We start from the raw sequence: 19,744 nt of genomic DNA, 5'->3' as shown, positions 1-19,744 counted from the left end.
TTTCCTGTGCTTGACAGCTTTCGGAATCCGGACTTTGTGAACGCATGCGGGACGGCAAGCCGAATAGGGGAAAAACACCGGCCAAGGCGGCGTCCGCCGAGCGCCCGGCTGTCGTCCGCCGTGCCGATGCGGCGCGTATGCCTGGGTCGAGCGTGCATGCGTCACTAGCCAACGAGATCGGTCTCAGGATCGTGCGCGGCGACTATCCGCCGGGAACCATCCTGCCCAACGAGGCCAAATGGTCCGAGACTTTCGACGTCAGCCGCTCGGCGGTGCGCGAAGCGATCAAGATGCTGATGGCCAAGAGCCTTTTGGCGTCGCGTCCGAAGATCGGCAGCTGGGTCGAGCCGAAAGAGCGCTGGAACCTGCTCGACCGCGACGTGCTGGCCTGGTACGCGACCTCGCCCGACCGCGAGGTGTTCCTGAAAACGGTGCAGGAGTTCCGCCACATCATCGAGCCGGAAGCGACCGCCTTTGCCGCGATGCGCCGCACAGACGAGCAGATGGCCGAGATCAGCCAGGCCTGCCGGGAGATGGGCCAAGCGACGACGCTGCAGGAGCGCACCCGCGCGGACACGCGTTTTCATCTGGCCATCCTGCGCGCCTCGGGCAACGACCTTCTGGTGCCGCTCGGTGTGCTGATCGAATCGGCCTTCGATCATCTGTTCGCCTATACGACGCGGGAACTGGACGATTTGCAGCACGCGCAGAAGCTGCACGAGGCGATCGAAAAGAACATTCGCCTGCAGCGGCCGGATGCGGCGCGCAACGCGGTGCGCAAGCTGTTGGCCAATACAGATAGCGTCATCAAGTCGAGGTAGGCCGACCCTCTAATCTTCTCTCGGGCGCCCAAACACCGCGCGCAGTTCGTCCTTGGCGTCCTCCAGCACTTTCTTCTGCTTGGCCGGCAGGTTCTTGCCGGCACGGTTGATGTAGAAATTCAGCATCGACATGGCGGATTGGAACGGCTCGGCCTTGCGCCGGTCACTATGTTCGGCCGATCGCTTCAGCGAGGCCGCGATCTTTTTAGGGTCGTGGGATTCGAAGACGTGCTCCTCGAGGTCCAGCGCATCGCTGTGCTCCGTCACCTCGGCCGACCATTTCCTCTTCGCGGTCATGACAAACTCCTTCCATTGGTGCGTTGATGGAAAACTCCGGGACGGCGGCCACTGTTCCACTTCAGCTCAAATCCCTGGAGCCACGGATTTGCGTGATGTGGCGCTGCACGGCGCCGCCAATGTGCCGATAGTGGTGTCGAACCGGTCGATTTTGCAGAATCGCGGACAGGAAACGCCTTGACCACAACCTTCTCCAGCCAGCCAAGCAGCCCCGGCATCGACAGCGCCTATGCCTGGATGCGGCTCGGCATCTCGCTGCTGCTGGCGACGATCGGCGGCGTCGGCATGTGGGCGGTCGTCGTGGTGCTGCCGGCGGTGCAGGCCGAATTCGGCGTCGATCGCGCCGCCGCGTCGATGCCCTATACCGCGACCATGGTCGGCTTCGCCGTCGGTAATGTTGTGGTCGGCCGCGCCATCGACCGCGTGGGCTACTGGATACCGGCGCTCATTGCCTCGGTGGCGCTCGGCACTGGTTTCCTGCTGGCGTCGCTGACCACTTCGATCCTGCAGTTCACTCTTGCCCAGGGGCTTTTGATCGGCGTCGGCACGTCGGCGATCTTCGGGCCGCTGATCGCCGACATCTCGCACTGGTTCAACCGCCGGCGCGGCGTCGCGGTGACGGCTGCCGCCGCCGGCAGCTATCTCGCCGGGGCGGTCTGGCCGATGGCGATGCCCTATGTCATGCAGAGCGAAGGCTGGCGCTTCACCTATGGCGCGATCGGCGTCGTCTGCGTCGCGACCATGGTGCCGCTGATCCTGCTGCTCAGGCGCGGCGCGCCACGTGCCGCCGCTCCCGGGTCGCCCGGCAGCCGGCCCGTCCAGCCGATATCGCTGTCGCCGGCAGCCCTGCAGATGCTGCTCGTCGTCGCCGGCCTGGGCTGCTGCGTGGCGATGTCGATGCCGCAGGTCCATATCGTCGCCTATTGCATGGACCTCGGCTATGGCATGGCGCGTGGCGCCGACATGCTGTCGATCATGATGGTGGCGGGCGTCATCAGCCGGCTTGCATCCGGTTTTCTTGCCGATCGCATCGGCGGCGTGAAAACCCTGCTGATCGGCTCGGTACTGCAAGGCTTGTCGCTGTTGTTCTACATCCCCTTCGACGGGCTCGCCTCGCTTTACGTCGTCTCGCTGGTTTTTGGCCTGTCGCAAGGCGGCATCGTGCCTTGCTATGCCATCATCGTGCGCGAATACATGCCGGCCAGAGAGGCCGGCCAGCGCGTCGGCATCGTAATCATGGCGACGATCTTCGGCATGGCGATCGGCGGCTGGATGTCGGGCTGGATCTACGATCTGACCGGCTCCTACGCCGCCGCATTCCTCAACGGCATCGCCTGGAACCTGCTGAACATAGCGGCCATGGTGCTGCTGCTGTGGAAAGCGCGGCGCAGCGCCGCGGCAATGGGCTGAGCACTGACCCTTTGAATTTCGGCTCGCGACCCCCAGCGGAAGTTGACTAATGGCTGACAGTCCCCTATCACCGGGCCACGTTCCTGCTTGACTTATACATATCTCGGCGGTTATTGGATTTGTCAAATAGCCAGCGAGTTATCGATTGCCATGTCACAGCCCCATGAGATCCTTTTCAGAGCGCTTGCCGATCCGACGCGACGGGCCATCTTCGAGCGGCTGTGTCGCGACGGAGACCAGACCGTCGCGGCTCTGACCGCTCGGGCTGGGGTCTCGCAACCGGCAGTGTCAAAGCACCTTGGGGTTCTGAAGCACGCCGGGTTGGTGCGCGACCGCCACGAAGGCCGCAACACGCACTATAGCGCGGAGCTCGGCGCCTTGGCGCCGCTGATCGACTGGACGAACCAAATGGCTGGGTTCTGGCAAAGCCGGTTCGACAACCTCGAAGACTTGCTCAAAAGGATGGACCAATGACCAATACTGAGACCGAAACGCGCGCCGTCGTTGTCGAACGGGAGGTAGCTTTTCCGCCGGAAAAGATCTGGCGCGCCCTCACGCAATCACACCTGATCGAGGAGTGGCTGATGAAGAACGATTTCGAGCCAGACGAGGGGCACCGTTTCAATCTTAGCGCGGACTGGGGGGCGGTCGACTGTCAGGTCCAGGCAGTCGAGCCCAACAAGACGCTGTCTTACACGTGGGATACCAAGGATCTCCGGAGTGTCGTCACGTGGACGCTCACCCCTACGAGCACGGGGACCCATCTGCGCATGGAGCAGTTGGGCTTCCGGCCGGATCAGCAGCAGTATTACCAGGGTGCCAAATATGGGTGGCAGCGGTTCTTTGCGAACCTGGAGCAGGTCCTGGCGCGGATAGAGTAAGGCGTGCCGGCGCCAACGGGCAATGGCCAACAAGACGTCATCAAATCAAACAAGCGTGCAAGAAGGCTGGCGCCAAGCGGGTCGCCCGATCCGCTTCAGCTCGTCTTCAGAGAAGGTGCTCATGAACTGGAACACGTGGATTCGGCAACTCCACCGCTGGCTGTCGATCATTTTTACGGCGGTCGTCGCTGCCATCTTCATCACCTTGGGCGTAGGTGTCGAGCCCGCCTACTGGGTGTACCTCATGCCGCTGATCCCGCTCGCCTTGCTCATGCTCAGCGGTCTCTACTTGTTCGCATTGCCGTACGCCACGAAGTGGCGCAGCGGACGACGCACGGCGTAGAAGCCTGAGCACGGGGGACGACAAGACGCCCACTCACGACCCACAGCCGAAATTCAAACTGTGGCGCTACCCGAGTTCGGGTAGCTGTCCTGGCCGGTTAGCTTGACAATGGGGTAAGGCTGCGCGACGCCAGACGGGTGCGGCAAGTCGGGTTGGCATGGCGATAGTGGCAAAGACGCTGAACAGCATTTCGTGGCCGCGCTTCGGCGAAGGCGCCGCGTTCGGGACAAGGCTGTGACCAAACCGCGCTCGCGCCGCGGCGGCGGCCGTCCGACGATCGCCGATGTCGCGCGTAAGGCCGGTGTCGGCGCCATCACGGTTTCCCGCGCCTTGCGCGAGCCGGGGCGTGTTTCGGAAGATCTGCGCCGCCAGATCCAGGCGGCTGTCGATGAGCTCGGCTATCTGCCCGACCCGAATGCGCGGGCGCTGGCTTCGGCGCGCGCCGAGGTCTTTGGCGTGCTGGTGCCGTCGCTCACCAACAGCGTCTTTGCCGAAGTGCTGCGCGGCATCTATGACAGCCTGTCCGACAGTTCCTACCGTATCCAGCTCGGCAATACCCATTATTCCGGCCTCGAGGAGGAACGGCTGCTGCAGGTGTTCGGCCCGCAGCGCCCGGCGGCGCTGATCGTGGCGGGCATCGACCAGACGCCAACGTCGCGAAGACTGCTCGAGACGGCCGGCTGCCCGGTGGTACAGGTCATGGAGACCGGGCCCGATCCGGTTGACATGATGGTCGGCTTCTCGCATTTCGACGGCGGCAAGGCGGCGACAGAGCACATGATCGAAATGGGCTATCGCCGCATCGGCTTCATCGGCGCGCGCATGGACCCGCGCTCGCAGCGTCGTTTGGCAGGCTATCGCGCGGCGATGGAGGGGGCCGGTCTGTTCGACCCGCGGCTGATCACCACCACGCCGGTGCCGTCCAGCGTGACGCTCGGCCGCGAACTGTTTCGTGACGCACTGGCCAAGGTGCCGAGGCTCGACGGGGTTTTCTGCAACAACGACGACATCGCGCTCGGCGTACTGTTCGAGTGCCACCGCGCCTCGATCGCCGTGCCGATGACGATCGGCATCACAGGCTTCAACGATCTCGACATGATGGAAGTGGCTTTTCCATCGGTCACTAGCATCCGGACGCCTCGCTACGAGATCGGCCGGCTGTCTGTCGCGATGGCGCTCGCGGCGATTGCAGGCAAGCGGCCGCACGAGCCGGTCGTCGACCTCGGCTTCGAACTCAAGTGCCGCGAGAGCACTGCCCGCTAAAGGCACTGAAGCGCTTTGCAGGCATCGCGAAATGCCGCTTTACACCACGTAATGGGTAGCGCTACCATACGCCTCTAGGCAGAAGTCGCGGCATAGATCGAAGTCTGTTTATTATATATAAGCGACAGCTCACACTTGTTTATTATGTATAATATGATAGTTTTTACTTCGGTTTACCAACCGGCAAGGGAGGAGAACGGGTCGGCATTCGGCCGCCTGAAAGGCGCGACGAGCAAGGCGGGAGGTGCCGGGCCAGACGCGCGAGACGCGAAAGAACAATCAGAAATTGCAACTGGGAGGAATATCGATGATCAAGTCACTCGTTGGTGGCATCATTGCCGCCACTGCATTGGTTATGCTGAGTTCGTCGGCGCTCGCCGAAGCCGAAATCGTCAAGGGCCCCTCTGCCGAGCCGGAATGCTTCGCGCCATGGGCGGCCGACACGCAGTTCTTCAAGTTTCCCAAGAAAGAAGGCCCGTACCGCATCGCGCTCGCCAATGGCTACATCGCCAACACCTGGCGCATCCAGATGGTGCAGACGGCAAAAGCCTATGCGGCGCAGCCGGAGGTCGCGGCGAAACTGAAGGAATTCAAGGTCGTCTCGACCGGCGAAGACGTGCCGGCGCAGATTTCGGCGATCAACAACTTCATCGATTCCGGCTATGACGCGATCGTCGTCAACGCGCAGAATCCGACGGCGTTCGGACCGGTCATCAAGCGCGCCAAGGAAGCCGGCGTCGTGCTGGTCGCCTTCGACAACATTCTCGACACCAAGGACGCCATCAACGTCAATGTCGATCAGAAAGGCCTTGGCGAGTTGTGGGCCAACTGGCTGATCAAGCATATTCCCAATGGTGGCAAGATCCTCGAAGTGCGCGGCGTTGCCGGCACGTCGGTCGACACCGACCGCCACAACGGCATCCATGAAGTTCTCAACGCTTCTGGTAAGAAGTGGGAGGTCACCGAAGTCATCGGCAAATGGGACGATGGCGTGGCGCAAAAGGCCTCGGCCGACGCGATCGCCACCAACGGCCCCTTCGACGGCGTCACTGGGCAGGGCGGCGACACCGGCATCGTCCAGGCGATGATCGACGCCAAGCATCCGTTCGTGCCGTTCGGCGGCGAAACGGAGAACGGCTTCCGCAAATTCTGCGCCAAGTTTGCCGCAGACGGGCTGAAATGTTCGTCGGCCGGAACCGGCCCCGCACAGGTGGCGGTCGCCATCAAGACGGCAATCGCAGCGCTCGAAGGCCAGGTCGTCCCGCAAGCGGTGAAGCTGCCGCTGGCGATCGTCGAGCATCCGAACTTCAAAGAAGGCGAGGACTATTTCCCCGACCAGTCCGACAATTTCTTCGTCGGCAACTCTTTCCCGACCTGCGGCATCAATTTCACGGCGCAGGAAATCATGGGCCAGAGCAAGGAAAACCAATAGACTGATCGCTCGGCGCCGCGGGATATGCCGCGGCGCCGGTCCCGAAGAACAAGCGCCTTGGGAGGGGCCGATGGACGGTGCGGTTCCGCTCTTCCGCATGGAGGGCATATCCAAGCGCTATGGCGGTGTGCGGGCGCTGGAAAAGGCCGAGCTTTCGGTAACACCAGGCAGCATTCACGCCATCCTCGGCGAAAACGGCGCCGGAAAATCGACGCTGATCAAGGTCATGGCCGGCGTCGTCGCGCCTGACGAAGGCCGCATGATGCTGGACGGAAGCGAGGTGAGCTTCGCTTCGCCGGCCGCGGCCAACCAGGCCGGCATCGTCTGCATTTTCCAGGAACTGTCGCTCGTCCCCGAACTCAGCGTTGCCGACAACATCGTCATTTCCGATCCGCCGAAACGCTTCGGCATGATCGACCGCAAGGCGCAGCGACGCATCGCGGAAGAAGCCCTGGCGCGCGCGGGCGCTGCCGACATCCACCCGCTGGCGCTGGTCAAGGATCTTCCGCTTTCAAGAAGGCAGATGGTCGAGATCGCCAAAGCACTTGCCAGGAAGCCGCGCATCCTGATCCTCGACGAGGCGACCTCGGCGCTGACCGCGGCCGACGTCGCTAAGATTTTCGGCGTGCTGAAGCGGCTGCGCTCGGAAGGGCTGGCGCTGCTCTACATCTCGCATCGCATGAACGAGATCGCTGAGCTTGCCGACCAGTGCACGGTCTTCCGCAACGGCCGCAATGTCGCCAGCTACGCAGCAGGCACCAAGAGCGACAATGAAGTCGTCGAGCTGATGATCGGCCGCGAATACAGCCATATTTTCCCACCGAGGCCGATGCGCGCGCCGGCCACCGCCGCTCCCGTGCTGGAGGCGCGCAAGCTTTCCTGGACCGACCGGCTGGACAATATCTCGCTGTCGGTCGGCGCAGGCGAGGTCGTCGGCCTCGGCGGTCTCGACGGCCAGGGCCAGCGCGAATTGCTGCTCGCCTTCTTCGGCGTGCTGCGCGGCCTCAGCGGGCAGATATTGATCGACGGCAAACCGGTGGCGATCGCCAGTCCGGCCAAGGCGCGCGGTGACCGGATCGGCATGGCGTTGATCCCGGAAGACCGCAAGACGGAAGGCCTGATGCTGCCGATGACGGTGCGCGAAAACCTCTCCTTCGCCGCACTCGACCGGCTGTCCAGGGGCGGCATCATCGACCGTGCCGCCGAGCAGCGGCTGATCGACGACATGGTAGCTCTGCTGGCGATCAAGACGGCAGGCCTCGACGTTCCGGTCGGCGCACTGTCCGGCGGCAACCAGCAGAAGGTCGTCATCGCCAAATGGCTGATGCGGCAGCCGCGCATCATCCTGCTCAACGACCCGACGCGGGGCATCGATGTCGGCACGAAGCAGGAACTGTATCAGCTGATGCGCAAGCTTGCCGACCAAGGCGCGGCGATCCTGTTTTACTCGACCGACTATGACGAGCTGATCGGCTGCTGCGACCGGGTGCTGGTGCTCTATGACGGAGCAGTAAAGCGCGAGCTGGTCGGCGCCGAGATAACCGAGCGGGCGCTGATCGCCAGCGCGCTCAATATCAATGGCGAAGAGATGCCTGTTGGAGGCATGGCGAAGACGCCAGCCCGAGGCATGGCGAAGACGCCAGCCCGAGGCATGGCGAAGACGCCAGCCCGAGGAGCGGACGCGTGAAGGACTGGCGCTACTGGCTTGCCGAACAACGCGGAACGCTGCTGGCGTTCGGCATCTTCATCGTGATGTTTACGATCTACACCTCGAACCATCCAGCGGGCTTTACCGCCAATGTCGTGCAGACGGCTTCCAACAAGGGCGTGCTGCTCGCCTTCGTCGCCATGGCGCAGACGCTGGTGGTGATCACCGCCGGCATCGACCTTTCCGTCGGCATGATCTTTCTGCTGACCAACTGCCTGGCCTCATGGCTGGTCATCGGCACCGGCATCGAAACCGCGTTCGGCGTCGTCGCGGTGCTCGGCACCGGGCTGCTGTGCGGGGCGATCAACGGCGCCATCGTCATCTACGGAAGGCTGCAGCCGATCGTCACCACCATCGCCACCGGCGCGGTCTATTTCGGCATCGCGCTGCTGCTTCGGCCGTTCCCGGGCGGCTCGGTCAACGAGGATCTCGCCGACGCGCTGACCGGGCGGCTGTTCGGCGTGGTGCCGGCGAGCCTGGTGGCGCTGCTGGCCGTCCTGCTCGTGGTCTGGGTGCCGTTCAGCCGATCGGTGCTCGGCCGCGCGGCCTATGCCGCGGGATCGTCGGAGACGGCGGCCTACATGTCCGGCGTGCCGATCCGCCGCGGCAAGTTCGCCGCCTATGCGCTCGCCGGCCTGCTGGCCGCGATCGGCGGGCTGTTCCTGACCTTCTTCACCTATACGGGCGAGGCGGCCTATGCCAGCGGCAATGCCTATACGCTGTTCTCGATCGCCGCCGTGGTGCTTGGCGGCGTCTCATTGTTCGGCGGCAAGGGCAGCGCCATCGGCGCGATCTTCGGCGCGCTCGCCTTCCGTACCATCGGCGACCTGCTCTTCGTCTTCGATTTCGATCCGCTCTGGCAGCCGCTGTTCCAGGGCGTCATCCTGCTGATCGCCGTCAGCCTCGGCGCCTTCGCCCTGTTCAGGGTCCGTAACCGGCTGGAGTGGTTCCTGTGAGCGAAGCGACCATCGGCGGCATCGCCGGCCGCATGCCGAAATTCATCCGCCGCGCTGATCCCGCGGTGCTGACCGCCTTTGCTTGCATCGTGCTGCTGCTGTTTGTCGGCAGCCTCTATTCGCGCAGCTTCCTGTCGCCGGAATATCTGCTGCAGCAGCTCAAGGTGGCCTCGTTTCTCGGCGTCATCGCCACCGGCATGATGCTAGTCATCCTGCTCGGCCAGATCGACCTGTCGGTGCCGTGGTCGGTGGCGGCGGGCGCAATGATGGCATGTGCGGCCGCCGCCTACGGCCCGGTCGGCGTGGCGCTGGCGATCCCGTTCGGCATCTGCTGCGGTGTCGCGATCGGCGTCGTCAACGGCATCGGCGTCGCTTATCTGCGCATTCCCTCGATGATCATCACGCTCGCCACCAATGCCGTCGCGCAAGGGCTGATGGTGGTCTATACGGGCGGGTTCTCGCCGCAGGATTCGGCGACCCGGGCGATGCGCTATCTGGCGACCGGCTTTGCCATTCCGGGCGTGCCCAACGCGGTCGTCATCTGGGCGCTGATCGGTGCTGCGATGATTTTCGTGCTGACCCGCACCGGCTTCGGCCGTACCGTCTACGGTATCGGCAACCGCGAGCGCGCCGCCTACCTCTCCGGCATCGACACGCGGCGCGTCGTGCTGATGGCCTTCGCCGTGTCCGGCGGGCTCTCCGCCTTCGGCGGCGTGCTTCTGGCCGGCTATGCCTCCAAGGCGGCGCAGTCGATGGGCGACGCCTATCTCCTGCCGTCGATCGCAGCGGTCGTGCTTGGCGGCACCTCGATCCTCGGCGGCCGCGGCTCGTATCTCGGCACGGTCGCTGGCGTCATCCTGATCACGCTCTTGCAATCCATTCTTTCGGTCATGCAGATGCCGGAGGCGGGGCGGCAGATCATCTACGGCGTCGTCATCGTAGCCATGCTCCTGCTTTACGGCCGCGCGCCGGCCAGCCGCTGACCCGCATCGTGGACGAAAAGGCAGCACAAACGCAGGGGCATCGCGTTCGGCCCGCACCGGCCGTCGTAGTGATGGGCGTCGCCGGTTGTGGCAAATCGGCCGTCGGCGAAGCGTTGGCCGCAGCGTTGGGCGCCATCTTCGTCGAGGGCGACCGGCTGCATCCGCCGGAAAACGTCGCGCGCATGGCAAGCGGCGAGCCGCTGACCGACGCATTGCGCGAAGGCTGGCTCGACGCGATCGGCCGGCGCATTGCGGGATCGGTCGGCGATGGGCAGGGCGTGGTGGCCGCCTGTTCGGCGCTAAAGCGCAGCTACCGCGAGCGTCTGCGCGGCTTTTGCCAGGACATCGTTTTCCTCTATCTGGAAATCGATCCCGCGACCGTGAAGCAGCGTGTCGGCTCCCGCCAGGGCCATTTCATGCCGGCAAGCCTGGTCGACAGCCAGTTCGCCACGCTAGAAGCGCCGGCAGCCGACGAGAACGCATTGACGCTCGATGCGACGCGCCCGATCGCCGACATTGTCGGCGACGTCGTGAGCCTGTTCGAGGCGAATTCCTGAGCCGGTCGCCGGCGCGGATCCGCTTCAGGGGCGCCTGATCAGATTTGCGACGTCAGCTCGACTGGAAAATCGTCATTGTCGGCATCCCGCATCGCGGCGAGGCTGCGATTGTCCAGCACCTCGGCGATCGCCTGGCGCACCTCCAGCATCATGTTCCGGACCTGGCATGTCGCCTCGTCGCAATCCTCGCAGCGCTGATATTGGGTGCGGCTGGCGCAAGGGATTGGCGCCAGCGGCCCGTCGAGGACACGCACGACATGGCCGATCTTGATCTCGGAGGCCGGCCGGGCGAGGCGATAGCCGCCTTCCTTGCCCTTGCGGCTCTGGACGAAGCCGGCGTTGCGCAATTCGCCCAGAATGGCATCCAGGAATTTCTTCGGGATGTTGTTGGCGACGGCAATGTCGTTGACGAATGCGAGCTGACCGACCGGCAAGCCTGACAGATGCACGAGGGCCTTGAGGCCGTATTTGCCTTTTTTGGTAAGCATGCTCGATTCAGTTCACGAAAACCCCAACCGCCCGCATCTGGCGGTTGTTTGTGTGTAAATCATGACGTTTGGTCGCACGACGCAGTTTCGCGAAAACAAGCCGTCTGATGGCACAGTAGGCACAAACACGTTGATTCTTCGTGACGTTTTGGATGGTGCGGCCGGAAATGCGCGAAATCACCTTTTAGGACCGCGAAAACGAAGAAAGCCGGCAAAAGCCGGCTTTCGGTTCAAGTTCGAAGATCGCTTGCTCAGCGGCTGCCATAAGTCTTGTCGAGCAATCCGCCCGCGGCGAAATGCTCGGCCTGGATCTTGGCCCAGCCGCCGAAGACGTCCTCCACCGTCAGCAGGCGGACATCGGGAAACTCAGCCTTGTATTTGGCGGCGACCGCCGCGTCGCGAGCCCTCAGTCCGTTGCGGGCGGCGATGTCCTGGCCCTGCGGCGTGTAGAGGAAGTCCAGATAAGTCCTGGCGAGGTCACGCGTGCCATGCTCGTCGGCGACCGTGTCGACAATCGCCACCGGAAACTCCGCCAGCAGGCTGACCGAAGGCGTCACCTGCTCGAACTTGTCATCGCCATACTCCCTGCGGACGCCGCGCGTTTCCGACTCGAAGGTGATCAGCACGTCGCCGATCTCGCGCTGCACGAAGGTGGTGGTCGCGGCGCGCCCGCCGGAGTCGAAGATCGGGACATTGTTGAACAGTTTGGTGACGAATTCCTTCACCTTGGCATCGTCGCCCTTGAAGGCTTCCTTTGCGTAGGCGGTGGCCGCAAGATAGGTGTAGCGCGCATTACCCGACGTTTTCGGATTGGGGAAGATCACCTGCACGTCGTCGCGCACGAGATCGTCCCAATCCTTGATGTTCTTCGGATTGCCGGCGCGCACCAGGAAGGACGGCAGCGAATAGAAAGGCGAGGCGTTGTCGGGGAAGTCCTTCTGCCAGTCGGCGGAGATAAGACCCTTCGAGACCAGGAAGTCGATGTCGATGACCTGGTTGAAGGTGACGACATCGGCGCCGAGGCCCTCGGCGATGGCACGTGCCTGCGCCGACGTCCCGGCATGCGACTGATCTATGGTCACGCCGGGGTGCTCGGCGACGAAGGCCTTGTTCACCTGCGCAAACAGTTCGCGGCCGACATCATAGGACGCGTTCAGCAATTTGTCGGCCGACCACGCTTGGGAGGATGCCAGGAACAGGCCGGCCAATGTGGCGACGCCAAGCAAAAATCGCTTCATGAAAACAGGCTCCTGAAATGCCGTTTATCGCAGAAGGATAATCGGGCGATGCCCGACGCGACGAGGCATGCAACCCGGATCTATGGTGTTGCTGTGAGAAAAAGCATTGCCGAATCGGCCCGTTGAAAGGATTTTCTTCCAAGCAGATGCATTTCGGCGTGTTCTCAGCACGCCGAGGTAGCCCGCTTAGATACAGCCTTCTACACAGCTGGAAAAAGCTTCCAGCGCCGCGGCCTGAAGGCCACCCGGCTTTTCTGCGCCGCCGGATGGTCGACGGGCAGCTCGACCTCGACCCGCTGACGCTCGCCGCCAATTTCGAGCTCCACCCGTCTGGTGCCGGCGACGCGGCGGCTGGCGGCGACCGTGCCGGCGATGCAGCCGTTGCATTCGTCTACCAGTTCGACATCGTGCGGACGGAAGAACAGCGTCGCTTCGCCTTGCGGTGCCTGCGGCGCGGACAGCCCGATCGGGCGATCGGCGATCCAGACCTGGCCGTCCTCGATCTTGACGGGAAGCGAGCTCGATTCACCGATGAAGCCGTAGACGAAGGGCGAATTCGGCGTGTCGTAGATTTCATCGGCGGTGCCGACCTGCTCGATGCTGCCCTGGCTCATCACCACGACGCGGTCGGCAAGCTCAAGCGCTTCTTCCTGGTCATGGGTGACAAAGACCGTGGTGTAGCCGGTAGCGTCGTGGATGTCGCGCAGCCAGCGGCGCAGCTCGCGGCGGACCTGGGCGTCGAGCGCTCCGAACGGCTCGTCGAGCAAAAGCACGGCCGGTTCGATCGCCATGGCGCGGGCAAGCGCCACGCGTTGGCGCTGGCCGCCCGAAAGCTGCGCCGGATAGCGCTTTTCCAAGCCGGAAAGCTGGACGAGGTCGAGAAGCTCGGAGGCACGGCGGCGGATTTCCTGCGCCGACGGACGTGTCGGCCCGTGCCGGACCTTGAGGCCGAAGCCGATATTGTCGGCGACCGTCATATGGCGAAACAACGCATAATGCTGGAAGACAAAGCCGACATTGCGCTCCTGGATCGACTTTTGCGACGCATCCTCCTCGCCGAAGAAGATCGTTCCTTTCGTCGGCCGCTCCAGCCCGGCGATCAGCCTGAGCAGCGTCGTCTTGCCGGAGCCGGAGGGTCCGAGCAACGCGATCAGCTCGCCGGACTTGATGTCGAGCGAAACGTCGTGGAGGGCCGGAAACCGCTCAAACTCCTTGCGCACGTTGGCAACGCGAACTTCCATCAACCGTCCCTTTTTTGTCGATGCATGTCGTTATCCCGAAACTGCTACGCACTTTGGGCGACATCAAACTCTTTATTTCATCTAGTGTCCGCGCGTCGCGGCGAGCTCGGCGCCGTAGCGCATTTCGAGAAGTGTTTTCAAGACCAGCGTGACGAGCGCCAGGCCCGCAAGTAGGGAAGCGACGGCGAAGGCGGCTGCGGCATTGTACTCGTTATACAGGATTTCGACATGCAGCGGCATGGTGTTGGTCAATCCGCGTATGTGGCCCGACACGACGGAGACCGCGCCGAACTCGCCCATGGCGCGGGCATTGCACAACAAGACGCCGTAGAGCAGCCCCCATTTGACGTTGGGCAGCGTCACGTACCAGAACGCCTGCCAGCCATTGGCGCCGAGCGACAGCGCTGCCTCCTCGTCGCCATTGCCCTGTTCCTGCATCAAGGGAATCAGTTCGCGGGCGACGAACGGGAAAGTGACGAAGATGGTGGCGAGCACGATGCCCGGCACGGCAAACAGGATGACGATGCCATGCGCCTTCAGCCAGGCGCCGAGCAGGCCCTGTGCTCCGAACAAAAGCACATAGACCAGGCCGGAAATGACCGGCGAGACCGAAAACGGCAGATCGATGAGCGTGGTGAGGAAGGCTTTGCCCTTGAACTCGAACTTGGCGATCGCCCAAGCGGCGGAGATGCCGAAGACGACATTGAGTGGCACCGAGATCGCCGCCACCAGCAGTGTCAGGTGGATCGCCGAGCGCGTGTCTGGGTTGGTCAGCGCCTCCGTATAAGCACTGAGGCCCTTTGCGAAGGCTTCGTTGAAGACGACGATCAGCGGCAAGAGCAGGAAAATGCCGAGGAAGGCAAAGGTCACGATCATCAGCACGGCTTTCGCCGGGCGGCTTTCGGTCACTGCCGCCGACTGGCTTTCGTGGTGCGGTGCGTAGGATTTGATCTCCGGATCAGCCATAGCGCTTGCGGCTCCACGTCTGCACCAGATTGATGACCAGCAGCATCACGAACGACAAAGCGAGCATGATCGCCGCGATCGCGGTCGCCGCCGCATAATTGTATTCCTCCAGCCGGATGACGATCAGAAGCGGCGCGATCTCGGATTTGTAGGGCAGATTGCCGGCGATGAAGATGACGGAGCCGTACTCGCCAACACCGCGTGCGAAAGCCAGCGCGAAACCGGTGACGATGGCCGGCGCCAGGCCCGGAAGCAGAACCCGGGCGATGGTCTGGAAGCGATTGGCGCCGAGCGTCGCGGCCACTTCCTCCACCTCCTTGTCGATCTCCTCCATGATCGGCTGAACGGTGCGCACGACAAAAGGCAGCCCGATGAAGATCAGCGCTATGACGATGCCGAGCGGCGTGTAGGCGACCTTGATGCCGAGCGGTGCCAGCAGGCTCCCGAGCCAGCCATTCGGCGCGTAGAGCGTGGTCAGCGCGATACCGGCCACCGCCGTCGGCAAGGCGAAGGGCAGGTCGACCATGGCATCGACGATGCGGCGGCCAGGAAAGTTGTAGCGCACCAGTACCCAGGCGACGATCGTGCCGAAGACGACATTGACCGCGGCGGCAATGAAGGCGGTGCCGAAGCTGATTTCAAGCGCATTGATGGTGCGGCGGTCGGTGGCGATCGCCCAGAAATCGGCCCAGCCGAGCGCGGCCGATCGCCAGACCAGCCCCGAAAGGGGAATGAGGATGATGAGCGTGAGGTAGGCAAGAGAGAAGCCGAGCGTCAATCCGAAACCCGGAATGACGCTCGGCTGTCTGAACCGCCACCCCGCCTTTGCGGGTGCTGTGGTCATGTCGTCCTGATCTAGAGTCTTGCTTACTGGGTCTACTGGGCCGGCTTATAGATCTGGTCGAATATACCACCATCGCCGAAATGGTAAGGCTGCGCCTTCTTCCAACCGCCAAAAAGTGGATCGTCGATGGTGATCAGCTTGATCTCCGGCAGTTTGGCGAGGTCCTCCGCCGGCACCAGGTCGGGCTTCGACGGGCGATAATGGTTTTTGGCGATCAGCGTCTGGCCTTCCTTGGAGTAGAGGTAGCTCAGATAGGCTTCGGCGACTTTTCGCGTGCCCTTGGCATCGACATTGGCGTCGACCACAGCGACGGGCGGCTCGGCCAGGATCGAGGTCGGCGGGTAGACGATGTCGAAATTGTCGGCGCCGAACTCGTCGAGCGCCAGATAGGCCTCGTTTTCCCAGGCCAGCAGCACGTCGCCCAGGCCCTTTTGCGCGAAGGTTACGGTCGCGCCGCGCGCACCGGTGTCGAGCACCGGAACATGACCGTAGAGATTGCCAACGAATTCCTTGGTCTTGGCTTCGTCGCCGCCATCCTTGGCGTTGGCATAGGCCCAGGCGGCGAGATAGTTCCAGCGTGCGCCGCCCGAGGTCTTGGGGTTTGGCGTGATCACTTGGACGTCGTCCTTGACCAGATCGCCCCAGTCGTGGATGCCCTTCGGGTTGCCCTTGCGGACGAGGAAGACGATGGTCGAGGTGTAGGGCGCCGAATTGTTCTCGAACTTGGTCCTCCAGTCGGGATTGATCTTCTTCGATTTCGAGACGATGGCGTTGATGTCGCCTTCGAGCGCCAGCGTCACCACGTCGGCGTCGAGGCCGTCGATCACGGCGCGGGCCTGTGCGCCCGACCCGCCATGCGATTGCTGGACGGTTACCGTCTCACCGGTCTCGGCCTTCCAGTGGGCGACAAAGGCCTCGTCGAATTGCTTGTACAGCTCACGCGTCGGATCATAGGACACGTTGAGGATGGTGGTATCGGCAAACGCGAAACCGAGTGTTCCGAATTGGACCGATGCAGCGACCAGGGCGCCGAGCAGTTTCCTGAAATGAGGATTGGTCATTTACGCCTCCGTTGAGATCGCTGCAAATCTACTGAATTAATAGAAATTAGATGCACTCAATGTTGCTTTTTTTGTCCGTTCGAAGCAATTTTCCGCCGATCTTTGGCCTTATGAAGAAATTCTTTCCTCTCAACGGCGGGGTACCGAATCCGGGCTCATGCAGCGATCTATCTGGAGAAAAGTGGCGCCACGGCTATGGCTCGATGTGGTCTGGACGCGATTTGCTTCGCAGCGATCAGTGATTTAGTCGGCGGTGAGGGGAAAATCGAAACGCTGCTTTGGAAACGGCTCGTTTTCCAGCGTGAAATGCCACCATTCGCGGGCATAATTCCTGAAGCCGCCGGCGCGCATGGCCTCGACAAGCCTCTTGCGATTTGCGGTTGCTTCCCCGGCGAGCGGACGGTGCGCCGTTTCGCTCATCGGGTCGAAACAGTCGAACCCGGTGCCGAAATCGAGCGTGTCGGCATCGGGCGCGCCACAGGCCTGTTTCGGAGCGGTGTTGCGGTCGACTCGCGCGATGGCGACATCGACGGTCGAGCCGCGCGAATGCGTCGACAGTTCACCGACATAGCCTTTGGCGATGAGGTCCTTTCGCTTGACCGCTGGATACCATTGCGGGTCGGGTGGTCCGCCTTCTCTCGTCCATTCGCCCATGTCGGAGACGGCGCGCGCAGGGCGGTAGCAGTCAAAGACGACCAGCGTCAGGCCTTCGGCAATCGCTTTCTGGACGCCGGAGAGCGCTTCCGCCGCTCGCCCGGTGAGGATGCATACTGGCGCGTCGTAGCCGGCCGCCTTGCGGCGCAGGAAATTGACTGTGCGGGCATAGCGGACGTCCTGCCGGATGGTGGGATCGATGTCGGCCAGCCGAACGAAGCCGGCGGGGAGGTCCGCGGAAAGGACAGGGGCGGTATCGGCAGCCGACAGCAGGGCGCAAAACGCAATGCGCTGAATCGCTTGGCGCATTCTATTCAACGAACACTTTCACGCTGGCCGCGCGCCCGACCGCGTCGATCACGGTCAGGGTCGAATAGCCGGCGCCGTCCGGCTGCCAGGTCGCACTGCGCCGCCGGTCGATGCCGACCAGCGGCTTGCCATTGGCCAGCCAGCGGAACGGGGCGCGGCCGCCTTGCAGCTTCAGCACCAGCGGCGAGGCCCTGGCGGCGGTGGTGCCGAGATCGACGCGGGCGCCGTCGGGCGGAAAGATGATCGTCGGCGCAGGCTCGGTCGGCGTCGCCTGGACCAGCCCGTCGGCGCCAGAACCGAAACGCTCCAATGTCACCGGCAGATCGTCGCGCCTGAGTCTGGTGACGCCGGCCGGCTGGCCTGGCAGCGGCACGGGAGCCAGGCCGGAGCGGACAAAGCCCTCGAACAGGATCGGTGCGGCCGAGACATAGCCGGACAGGCCAGGCACCGCGCCGGCATCGGGTCGGCCGACCCAGACGCCCAGCACGTAGCGCCCGTCGAAGCCGACCGACCAGGCATCGCGGTAGCCGTAGGAGGTACCGGTCTTGTAGGCGATGCCGCGCCGGGCGGCACCCTCGGGCGGCTTGACGCCCGACAATATGTCGGTGATCTGCCAGTTCGCCTGATCGTCAAGGATGGTAGCGGTCGCGCGTTCGGCATTCGCCGGCTCGGTGCCGTCATGCAGCGTGTGGGCCTTGCCGCCATTGGCAAGCCCGGCATAGAGCTGGACGAGGTCGCGCAGCGTCACGCCGACGCCGCCAAGGCCGATGGCGAGACCCGGCGCCTTGTTGACGGGCAGGATCGGCGTGACGCCGGCCTGCCGGAAGCGCGCGAGCAGCCGCGCCGGCCCGACCGCGTCGAGCACACTGATCGCCGGCACGTTGAGAGACAGTTGCAGCGCCTGCCGGATGCTGACGTCGCCCTGGTAGCCCATGTCGAAATTCTTCGGCCGGTAGCCGGAAAAATCCGTCGGACTGTCGTCGATCAGCGTTTCCTGCGCGACCAATCCCTGTTCGAAGGCGAGCCCGTAGATGAACGGTTTCAACGTCGAACCGGGCGAGCGGACGATTCTGGTCATGTCGATCCAGCCGGAGCGGCTGGCGTCGAAATAGTTGGCAGACCCGACTTCGCCGAGGATCTCGCCGGTGCGGGCGTCGGCCAGCACCATGGCGACCGACAGGCGGGGGCCGAGCCTGGTTGCGGCATCCCTGGCCACCTGTTCCAGCCCTTCCTGGACGCTTTTGCGGATCGTCAGTTGTAGCTTCTGGCCGGGGCCGGCCTTGGAAAGCGCCGCGTAGGCGGCGTGAGCGGCGAGCGCCGGCAGCGTGCGGCGGACGCCTGAAACGTCGTCGAGCGCGGCGCGTGCGGCCTCGCGCTCGCCGAGCAGGCCCGATGAAACCATGCGCGCCAGCACCCGGTCGCGGGCGGCATGAGCGATTGCGAGATTGCGGTCGGGCCGGCGCTTTTCCGGCAATTGCGGCAGGGCAACAAGCAGGGCCGCCTCCGAGACCGTCAGCCGCTTCGGCTCCTTGCCGAAATAAGCCAGCGAGGCGGCGCGCACGCCTTCGAGGTTGCCGCCATAGGGCGCCAGCGTCAAATAGCGTTCGAGGATCTCACGTTTGGTAAGCCGCCGCTCGATCTGTAGGGCGCGCAGCAGCTGCTTGATCTTCGAGCCTAGGCTGCGGCTGTCGCGCGGCTCTGCCAGCCGGGCGAGTTGCATCGACAGCGTCGAGCCGCCGGAGACGATACGGCCACTGTTTAAAAACTGGCCGGCGGCGCGGGCCAGCGCCAGCACGTCGACGCCTCCATGGTCCCAGAAGCGCTTGTCCTCGTAAATCACCAGCATGTCGACGAGCTGCTTGTCGACCTGGTCGAGGCGGGTGGCGAGCCGCCAATACCCGTCCGGCGTGGCGAAGGCGCGCAACAGCTGGCCGTCGCGGTCCTGCACTTCGGTCGACACGGTGAGTTCGGCCGGCAGCGGCGGCGGAAAGGCGCGGTCGAGCTGCCAAAGCCCGCCCGCGGCGATTGCTGCAAAGCCAGCGAGGGAGGCGGCGGCGATGGCCGAACGGCGCAGGATTTTTCGGTAAAGCACGGCGCTGCCCCTCATCCGCCTGCCGGCACCTTCTCCTCGTATAGTGACGGGGAAAAGAGGGCTGTCGCGACCCTTGGCGCCTTTTCTGCGACGTTCGAGGTTGGCGAAAACTTCGGCGCAAGCTTCTTTCTCCCCGTCTCTGTACGGGGAGAAATGCCCGGCAGGGCAATGAGGGGCAGCGCCATAGCCATATTCGCCAC

The 19,744-nt window shown here is 63.6% G+C and carries 20 protein-coding genes; 11 read left to right on the top strand and 9 right to left on the bottom strand.

All coding sequences use genetic code 11. The annotated features are described in order from the left end of the window. Positions 1-44 precede the first annotated feature (44 nt). Positions 45-821, top strand: coding sequence for a FadR/GntR family transcriptional regulator (locus CIT31_RS11725; RefSeq protein ID WP_095518718.1), 777 nt, complete (start codon positions 45-47; stop codon positions 819-821). 9 nt (positions 822-830) lie between these two features. Here the strand turns inward: CIT31_RS11725 and CIT31_RS11720 are convergent, their stop codons facing one another. Next, complete coding sequence (locus CIT31_RS11720) at positions 831-1,118, bottom strand: DUF3175 domain-containing protein (protein WP_029351626.1); 288 nt, start codon at positions 1,116-1,118, stop codon at positions 831-833. A 177-nt stretch (positions 1,119-1,295) separates the two neighbouring features. On the opposite strand from CIT31_RS11720, the gene CIT31_RS11715 reads away from it, so the two are divergent. The 10 genes from CIT31_RS11715 (at position 1,296) to CIT31_RS11670 (ending at position 10,651) form a co-directional block, all read left to right on the top strand. Next, entirely contained in the window at positions 1,296-2,528 is a 1,233-nt protein-coding gene (locus tag CIT31_RS11715; protein WP_095518717.1) for an MFS transporter, read from the top strand. A gap of 150 nt (positions 2,529-2,678) precedes the next feature. After that, positions 2,679-3,002, top strand: coding sequence for an ArsR/SmtB family transcription factor (locus CIT31_RS11710; protein ID WP_095518716.1), 324 nt, complete (start codon positions 2,679-2,681; stop codon positions 3,000-3,002). Further along, complete coding sequence (locus CIT31_RS11705; RefSeq protein WP_095518715.1) at positions 2,999-3,409, top strand: SRPBCC family protein; 411 nt, start codon at positions 2,999-3,001, stop codon at positions 3,407-3,409. Before CIT31_RS11710 ends, CIT31_RS11705 begins: the two co-directional genes overlap by 4 nt. Before the next feature lie 22 nt (positions 3,410-3,431). Next, positions 3,432-3,752 carry a hypothetical protein gene (locus tag CIT31_RS11700; RefSeq protein ID WP_425350597.1) on the top strand — a complete coding sequence of 107 codons (321 nt, stop codon included), beginning with the start codon at positions 3,432-3,434 and terminating at the stop codon, positions 3,750-3,752. Positions 3,753-3,986: 234 nt separating this feature from the next. Then, on the top strand, positions 3,987-5,015 hold the full coding sequence (gene gntR / locus CIT31_RS11695) for an HTH-type transcriptional regulator GntR (protein ID WP_095519333.1): 1,029 nt from the start codon (positions 3,987-3,989) through the stop codon (positions 5,013-5,015). Positions 5,016-5,322: 307 nt separating this feature from the next. Next, complete coding sequence (locus tag CIT31_RS11690) at positions 5,323-6,447, top strand: sugar ABC transporter substrate-binding protein (RefSeq protein ID WP_065006774.1); 1,125 nt, start codon at positions 5,323-5,325, stop codon at positions 6,445-6,447. 70 nt (positions 6,448-6,517) lie between these two features. Continuing rightward, positions 6,518-8,134, top strand: a complete 1,617-nt coding sequence (locus CIT31_RS11685) for a sugar ABC transporter ATP-binding protein (protein WP_245316174.1) — start codon at positions 6,518-6,520, stop codon at positions 8,132-8,134. Beyond that, positions 8,131-9,111, top strand: coding sequence for an ABC transporter permease (locus CIT31_RS11680; protein ID WP_095518714.1), 981 nt, complete (start codon positions 8,131-8,133; stop codon positions 9,109-9,111). Before CIT31_RS11685 ends, CIT31_RS11680 begins: the two co-directional genes overlap by 4 nt. Further along, positions 9,108-10,094 (top strand): ABC transporter permease, encoded by a 987-nt coding sequence (locus CIT31_RS11675; protein WP_095518713.1) that lies wholly within the window; start codon positions 9,108-9,110, stop codon positions 10,092-10,094. Before CIT31_RS11680 ends, CIT31_RS11675 begins: the two co-directional genes overlap by 4 nt. Before the next feature lie 8 nt (positions 10,095-10,102). After that, positions 10,103-10,651, top strand: a complete 549-nt coding sequence (locus CIT31_RS11670; protein ID WP_425350596.1) for a gluconokinase — start codon at positions 10,103-10,105, stop codon at positions 10,649-10,651. 38 nt (positions 10,652-10,689) lie between these two features. Here CIT31_RS11670 and CIT31_RS11665 read toward each other — a convergent pair whose 3' ends face one another. The 8 genes from CIT31_RS11665 to pbpC form a co-directional block, all read right to left on the bottom strand. Further along, the gene (locus tag CIT31_RS11665; RefSeq protein ID WP_029351604.1) at positions 10,690-11,139 is read right to left on the bottom strand and encodes an RrF2 family transcriptional regulator; all 450 of its coding nucleotides are present in this window, start codon (positions 11,137-11,139) and stop codon (positions 10,690-10,692) included. A gap of 251 nt (positions 11,140-11,390) precedes the next feature. After that, positions 11,391-12,377: a sulfate ABC transporter substrate-binding protein gene (locus tag CIT31_RS11660; RefSeq protein WP_095518711.1), complete on the bottom strand. Its 987-nt coding sequence runs from the start codon at positions 12,375-12,377 to the stop codon at positions 11,391-11,393. A 200-nt stretch (positions 12,378-12,577) separates the two neighbouring features. Further along, positions 12,578-13,618, bottom strand: a complete 1,041-nt coding sequence (locus CIT31_RS11655) for a sulfate/molybdate ABC transporter ATP-binding protein (RefSeq protein WP_065006751.1) — start codon at positions 13,616-13,618, stop codon at positions 12,578-12,580. A gap of 81 nt (positions 13,619-13,699) precedes the next feature. After that, a complete protein-coding gene (cysW, locus tag CIT31_RS11650) occupies positions 13,700-14,584 on the bottom strand; it encodes a sulfate ABC transporter permease subunit CysW (protein WP_029351598.1) in 885 nt (294 codons plus the stop codon). Beyond that, positions 14,577-15,428: a sulfate ABC transporter permease subunit CysT gene (cysT, locus tag CIT31_RS11645; RefSeq protein ID WP_029351596.1), complete on the bottom strand. Its 852-nt coding sequence runs from the start codon at positions 15,426-15,428 to the stop codon at positions 14,577-14,579. Before cysT ends, cysW begins: the two co-directional genes overlap by 8 nt. A 32-nt stretch (positions 15,429-15,460) precedes the next feature. Beyond that, on the bottom strand, positions 15,461-16,489 hold the full coding sequence (locus CIT31_RS11640) for a sulfate ABC transporter substrate-binding protein (protein WP_095518710.1): 1,029 nt from the start codon (positions 16,487-16,489) through the stop codon (positions 15,461-15,463). 243 nt (positions 16,490-16,732) lie between these two features. Next, positions 16,733-17,452 carry a M15 family metallopeptidase gene (locus CIT31_RS11630; protein WP_095518708.1) on the bottom strand — a complete coding sequence of 240 codons (720 nt, stop codon included), beginning with the start codon at positions 17,450-17,452 and terminating at the stop codon, positions 16,733-16,735. Position 17,453: 1 nt separating this feature from the next. After that, positions 17,454-19,559, bottom strand: a complete 2,106-nt coding sequence (gene pbpC, locus CIT31_RS11625) for a penicillin-binding protein 1C (RefSeq protein WP_095518707.1) — start codon at positions 19,557-19,559, stop codon at positions 17,454-17,456. Between the last annotated feature and the right edge of the window lie 185 nt (positions 19,560-19,744).

Source organism: Mesorhizobium wenxiniae, from assembly GCF_002284535.1.
Taxonomy (GTDB): Bacteria; Pseudomonadota; Alphaproteobacteria; order Rhizobiales; family Rhizobiaceae; genus Mesorhizobium; species Mesorhizobium wenxiniae.
The sequence above is the reverse complement of the archived record's forward strand: the minus strand, read 5'-3'. Positions and strand labels throughout refer to the sequence as shown.

What these genes read in the sequence shown, in the direction of transcription:
- CIT31_RS11725 (WP_095518718.1), top strand. Translation starts at nt 45, where the DNA reads ATGCGGGACGGCAAGCCGAATAGGGGAAAAACACCGGCCAAGGCGGCG.
- CIT31_RS11720 (WP_029351626.1), bottom strand. Translation starts at nt 1,118, where the DNA reads ATGACCGCGAAGAGGAAATGGTCGGCCGAGGTGACGGAGCACAGCGAT.
- CIT31_RS11710 (WP_095518716.1), top strand. Translation starts at nt 2,679, where the DNA reads ATGTCACAGCCCCATGAGATCCTTTTCAGAGCGCTTGCCGATCCGACG.
- CIT31_RS11705 (WP_095518715.1), top strand. Translation starts at nt 2,999, where the DNA reads ATGACCAATACTGAGACCGAAACGCGCGCCGTCGTTGTCGAACGGGAG.
- CIT31_RS11700 (WP_425350597.1), top strand. Translation starts at nt 3,432, where the DNA reads ATGGCCAACAAGACGTCATCAAATCAAACAAGCGTGCAAGAAGGCTGG.
- CIT31_RS11690 (WP_065006774.1), top strand. Translation starts at nt 5,323, where the DNA reads ATGATCAAGTCACTCGTTGGTGGCATCATTGCCGCCACTGCATTGGTT.
- CIT31_RS11685 (WP_245316174.1), top strand. Translation starts at nt 6,518, where the DNA reads ATGGACGGTGCGGTTCCGCTCTTCCGCATGGAGGGCATATCCAAGCGC.
- CIT31_RS11665 (WP_029351604.1), bottom strand. Translation starts at nt 11,139, where the DNA reads ATGCTTACCAAAAAAGGCAAATACGGCCTCAAGGCCCTCGTGCATCTG.
- CIT31_RS11660 (WP_095518711.1), bottom strand. Translation starts at nt 12,377, where the DNA reads ATGAAGCGATTTTTGCTTGGCGTCGCCACATTGGCCGGCCTGTTCCTG.
- CIT31_RS11655 (WP_065006751.1), bottom strand. Translation starts at nt 13,618, where the DNA reads ATGGAAGTTCGCGTTGCCAACGTGCGCAAGGAGTTTGAGCGGTTTCCG.
- cysW (WP_029351598.1), bottom strand. Translation starts at nt 14,584, where the DNA reads ATGGCTGATCCGGAGATCAAATCCTACGCACCGCACCACGAAAGCCAG.
- cysT (WP_029351596.1), bottom strand. Translation starts at nt 15,428, where the DNA reads ATGACCACAGCACCCGCAAAGGCGGGGTGGCGGTTCAGACAGCCGAGC.
- CIT31_RS11640 (WP_095518710.1), bottom strand. Translation starts at nt 16,489, where the DNA reads ATGACCAATCCTCATTTCAGGAAACTGCTCGGCGCCCTGGTCGCTGCA.
- CIT31_RS11630 (WP_095518708.1), bottom strand. Translation starts at nt 17,452, where the DNA reads ATGCGCCAAGCGATTCAGCGCATTGCGTTTTGCGCCCTGCTGTCGGCT.
- pbpC (WP_095518707.1), bottom strand. Translation starts at nt 19,559, where the DNA reads ATGAGGGGCAGCGCCGTGCTTTACCGAAAAATCCTGCGCCGTTCGGCC.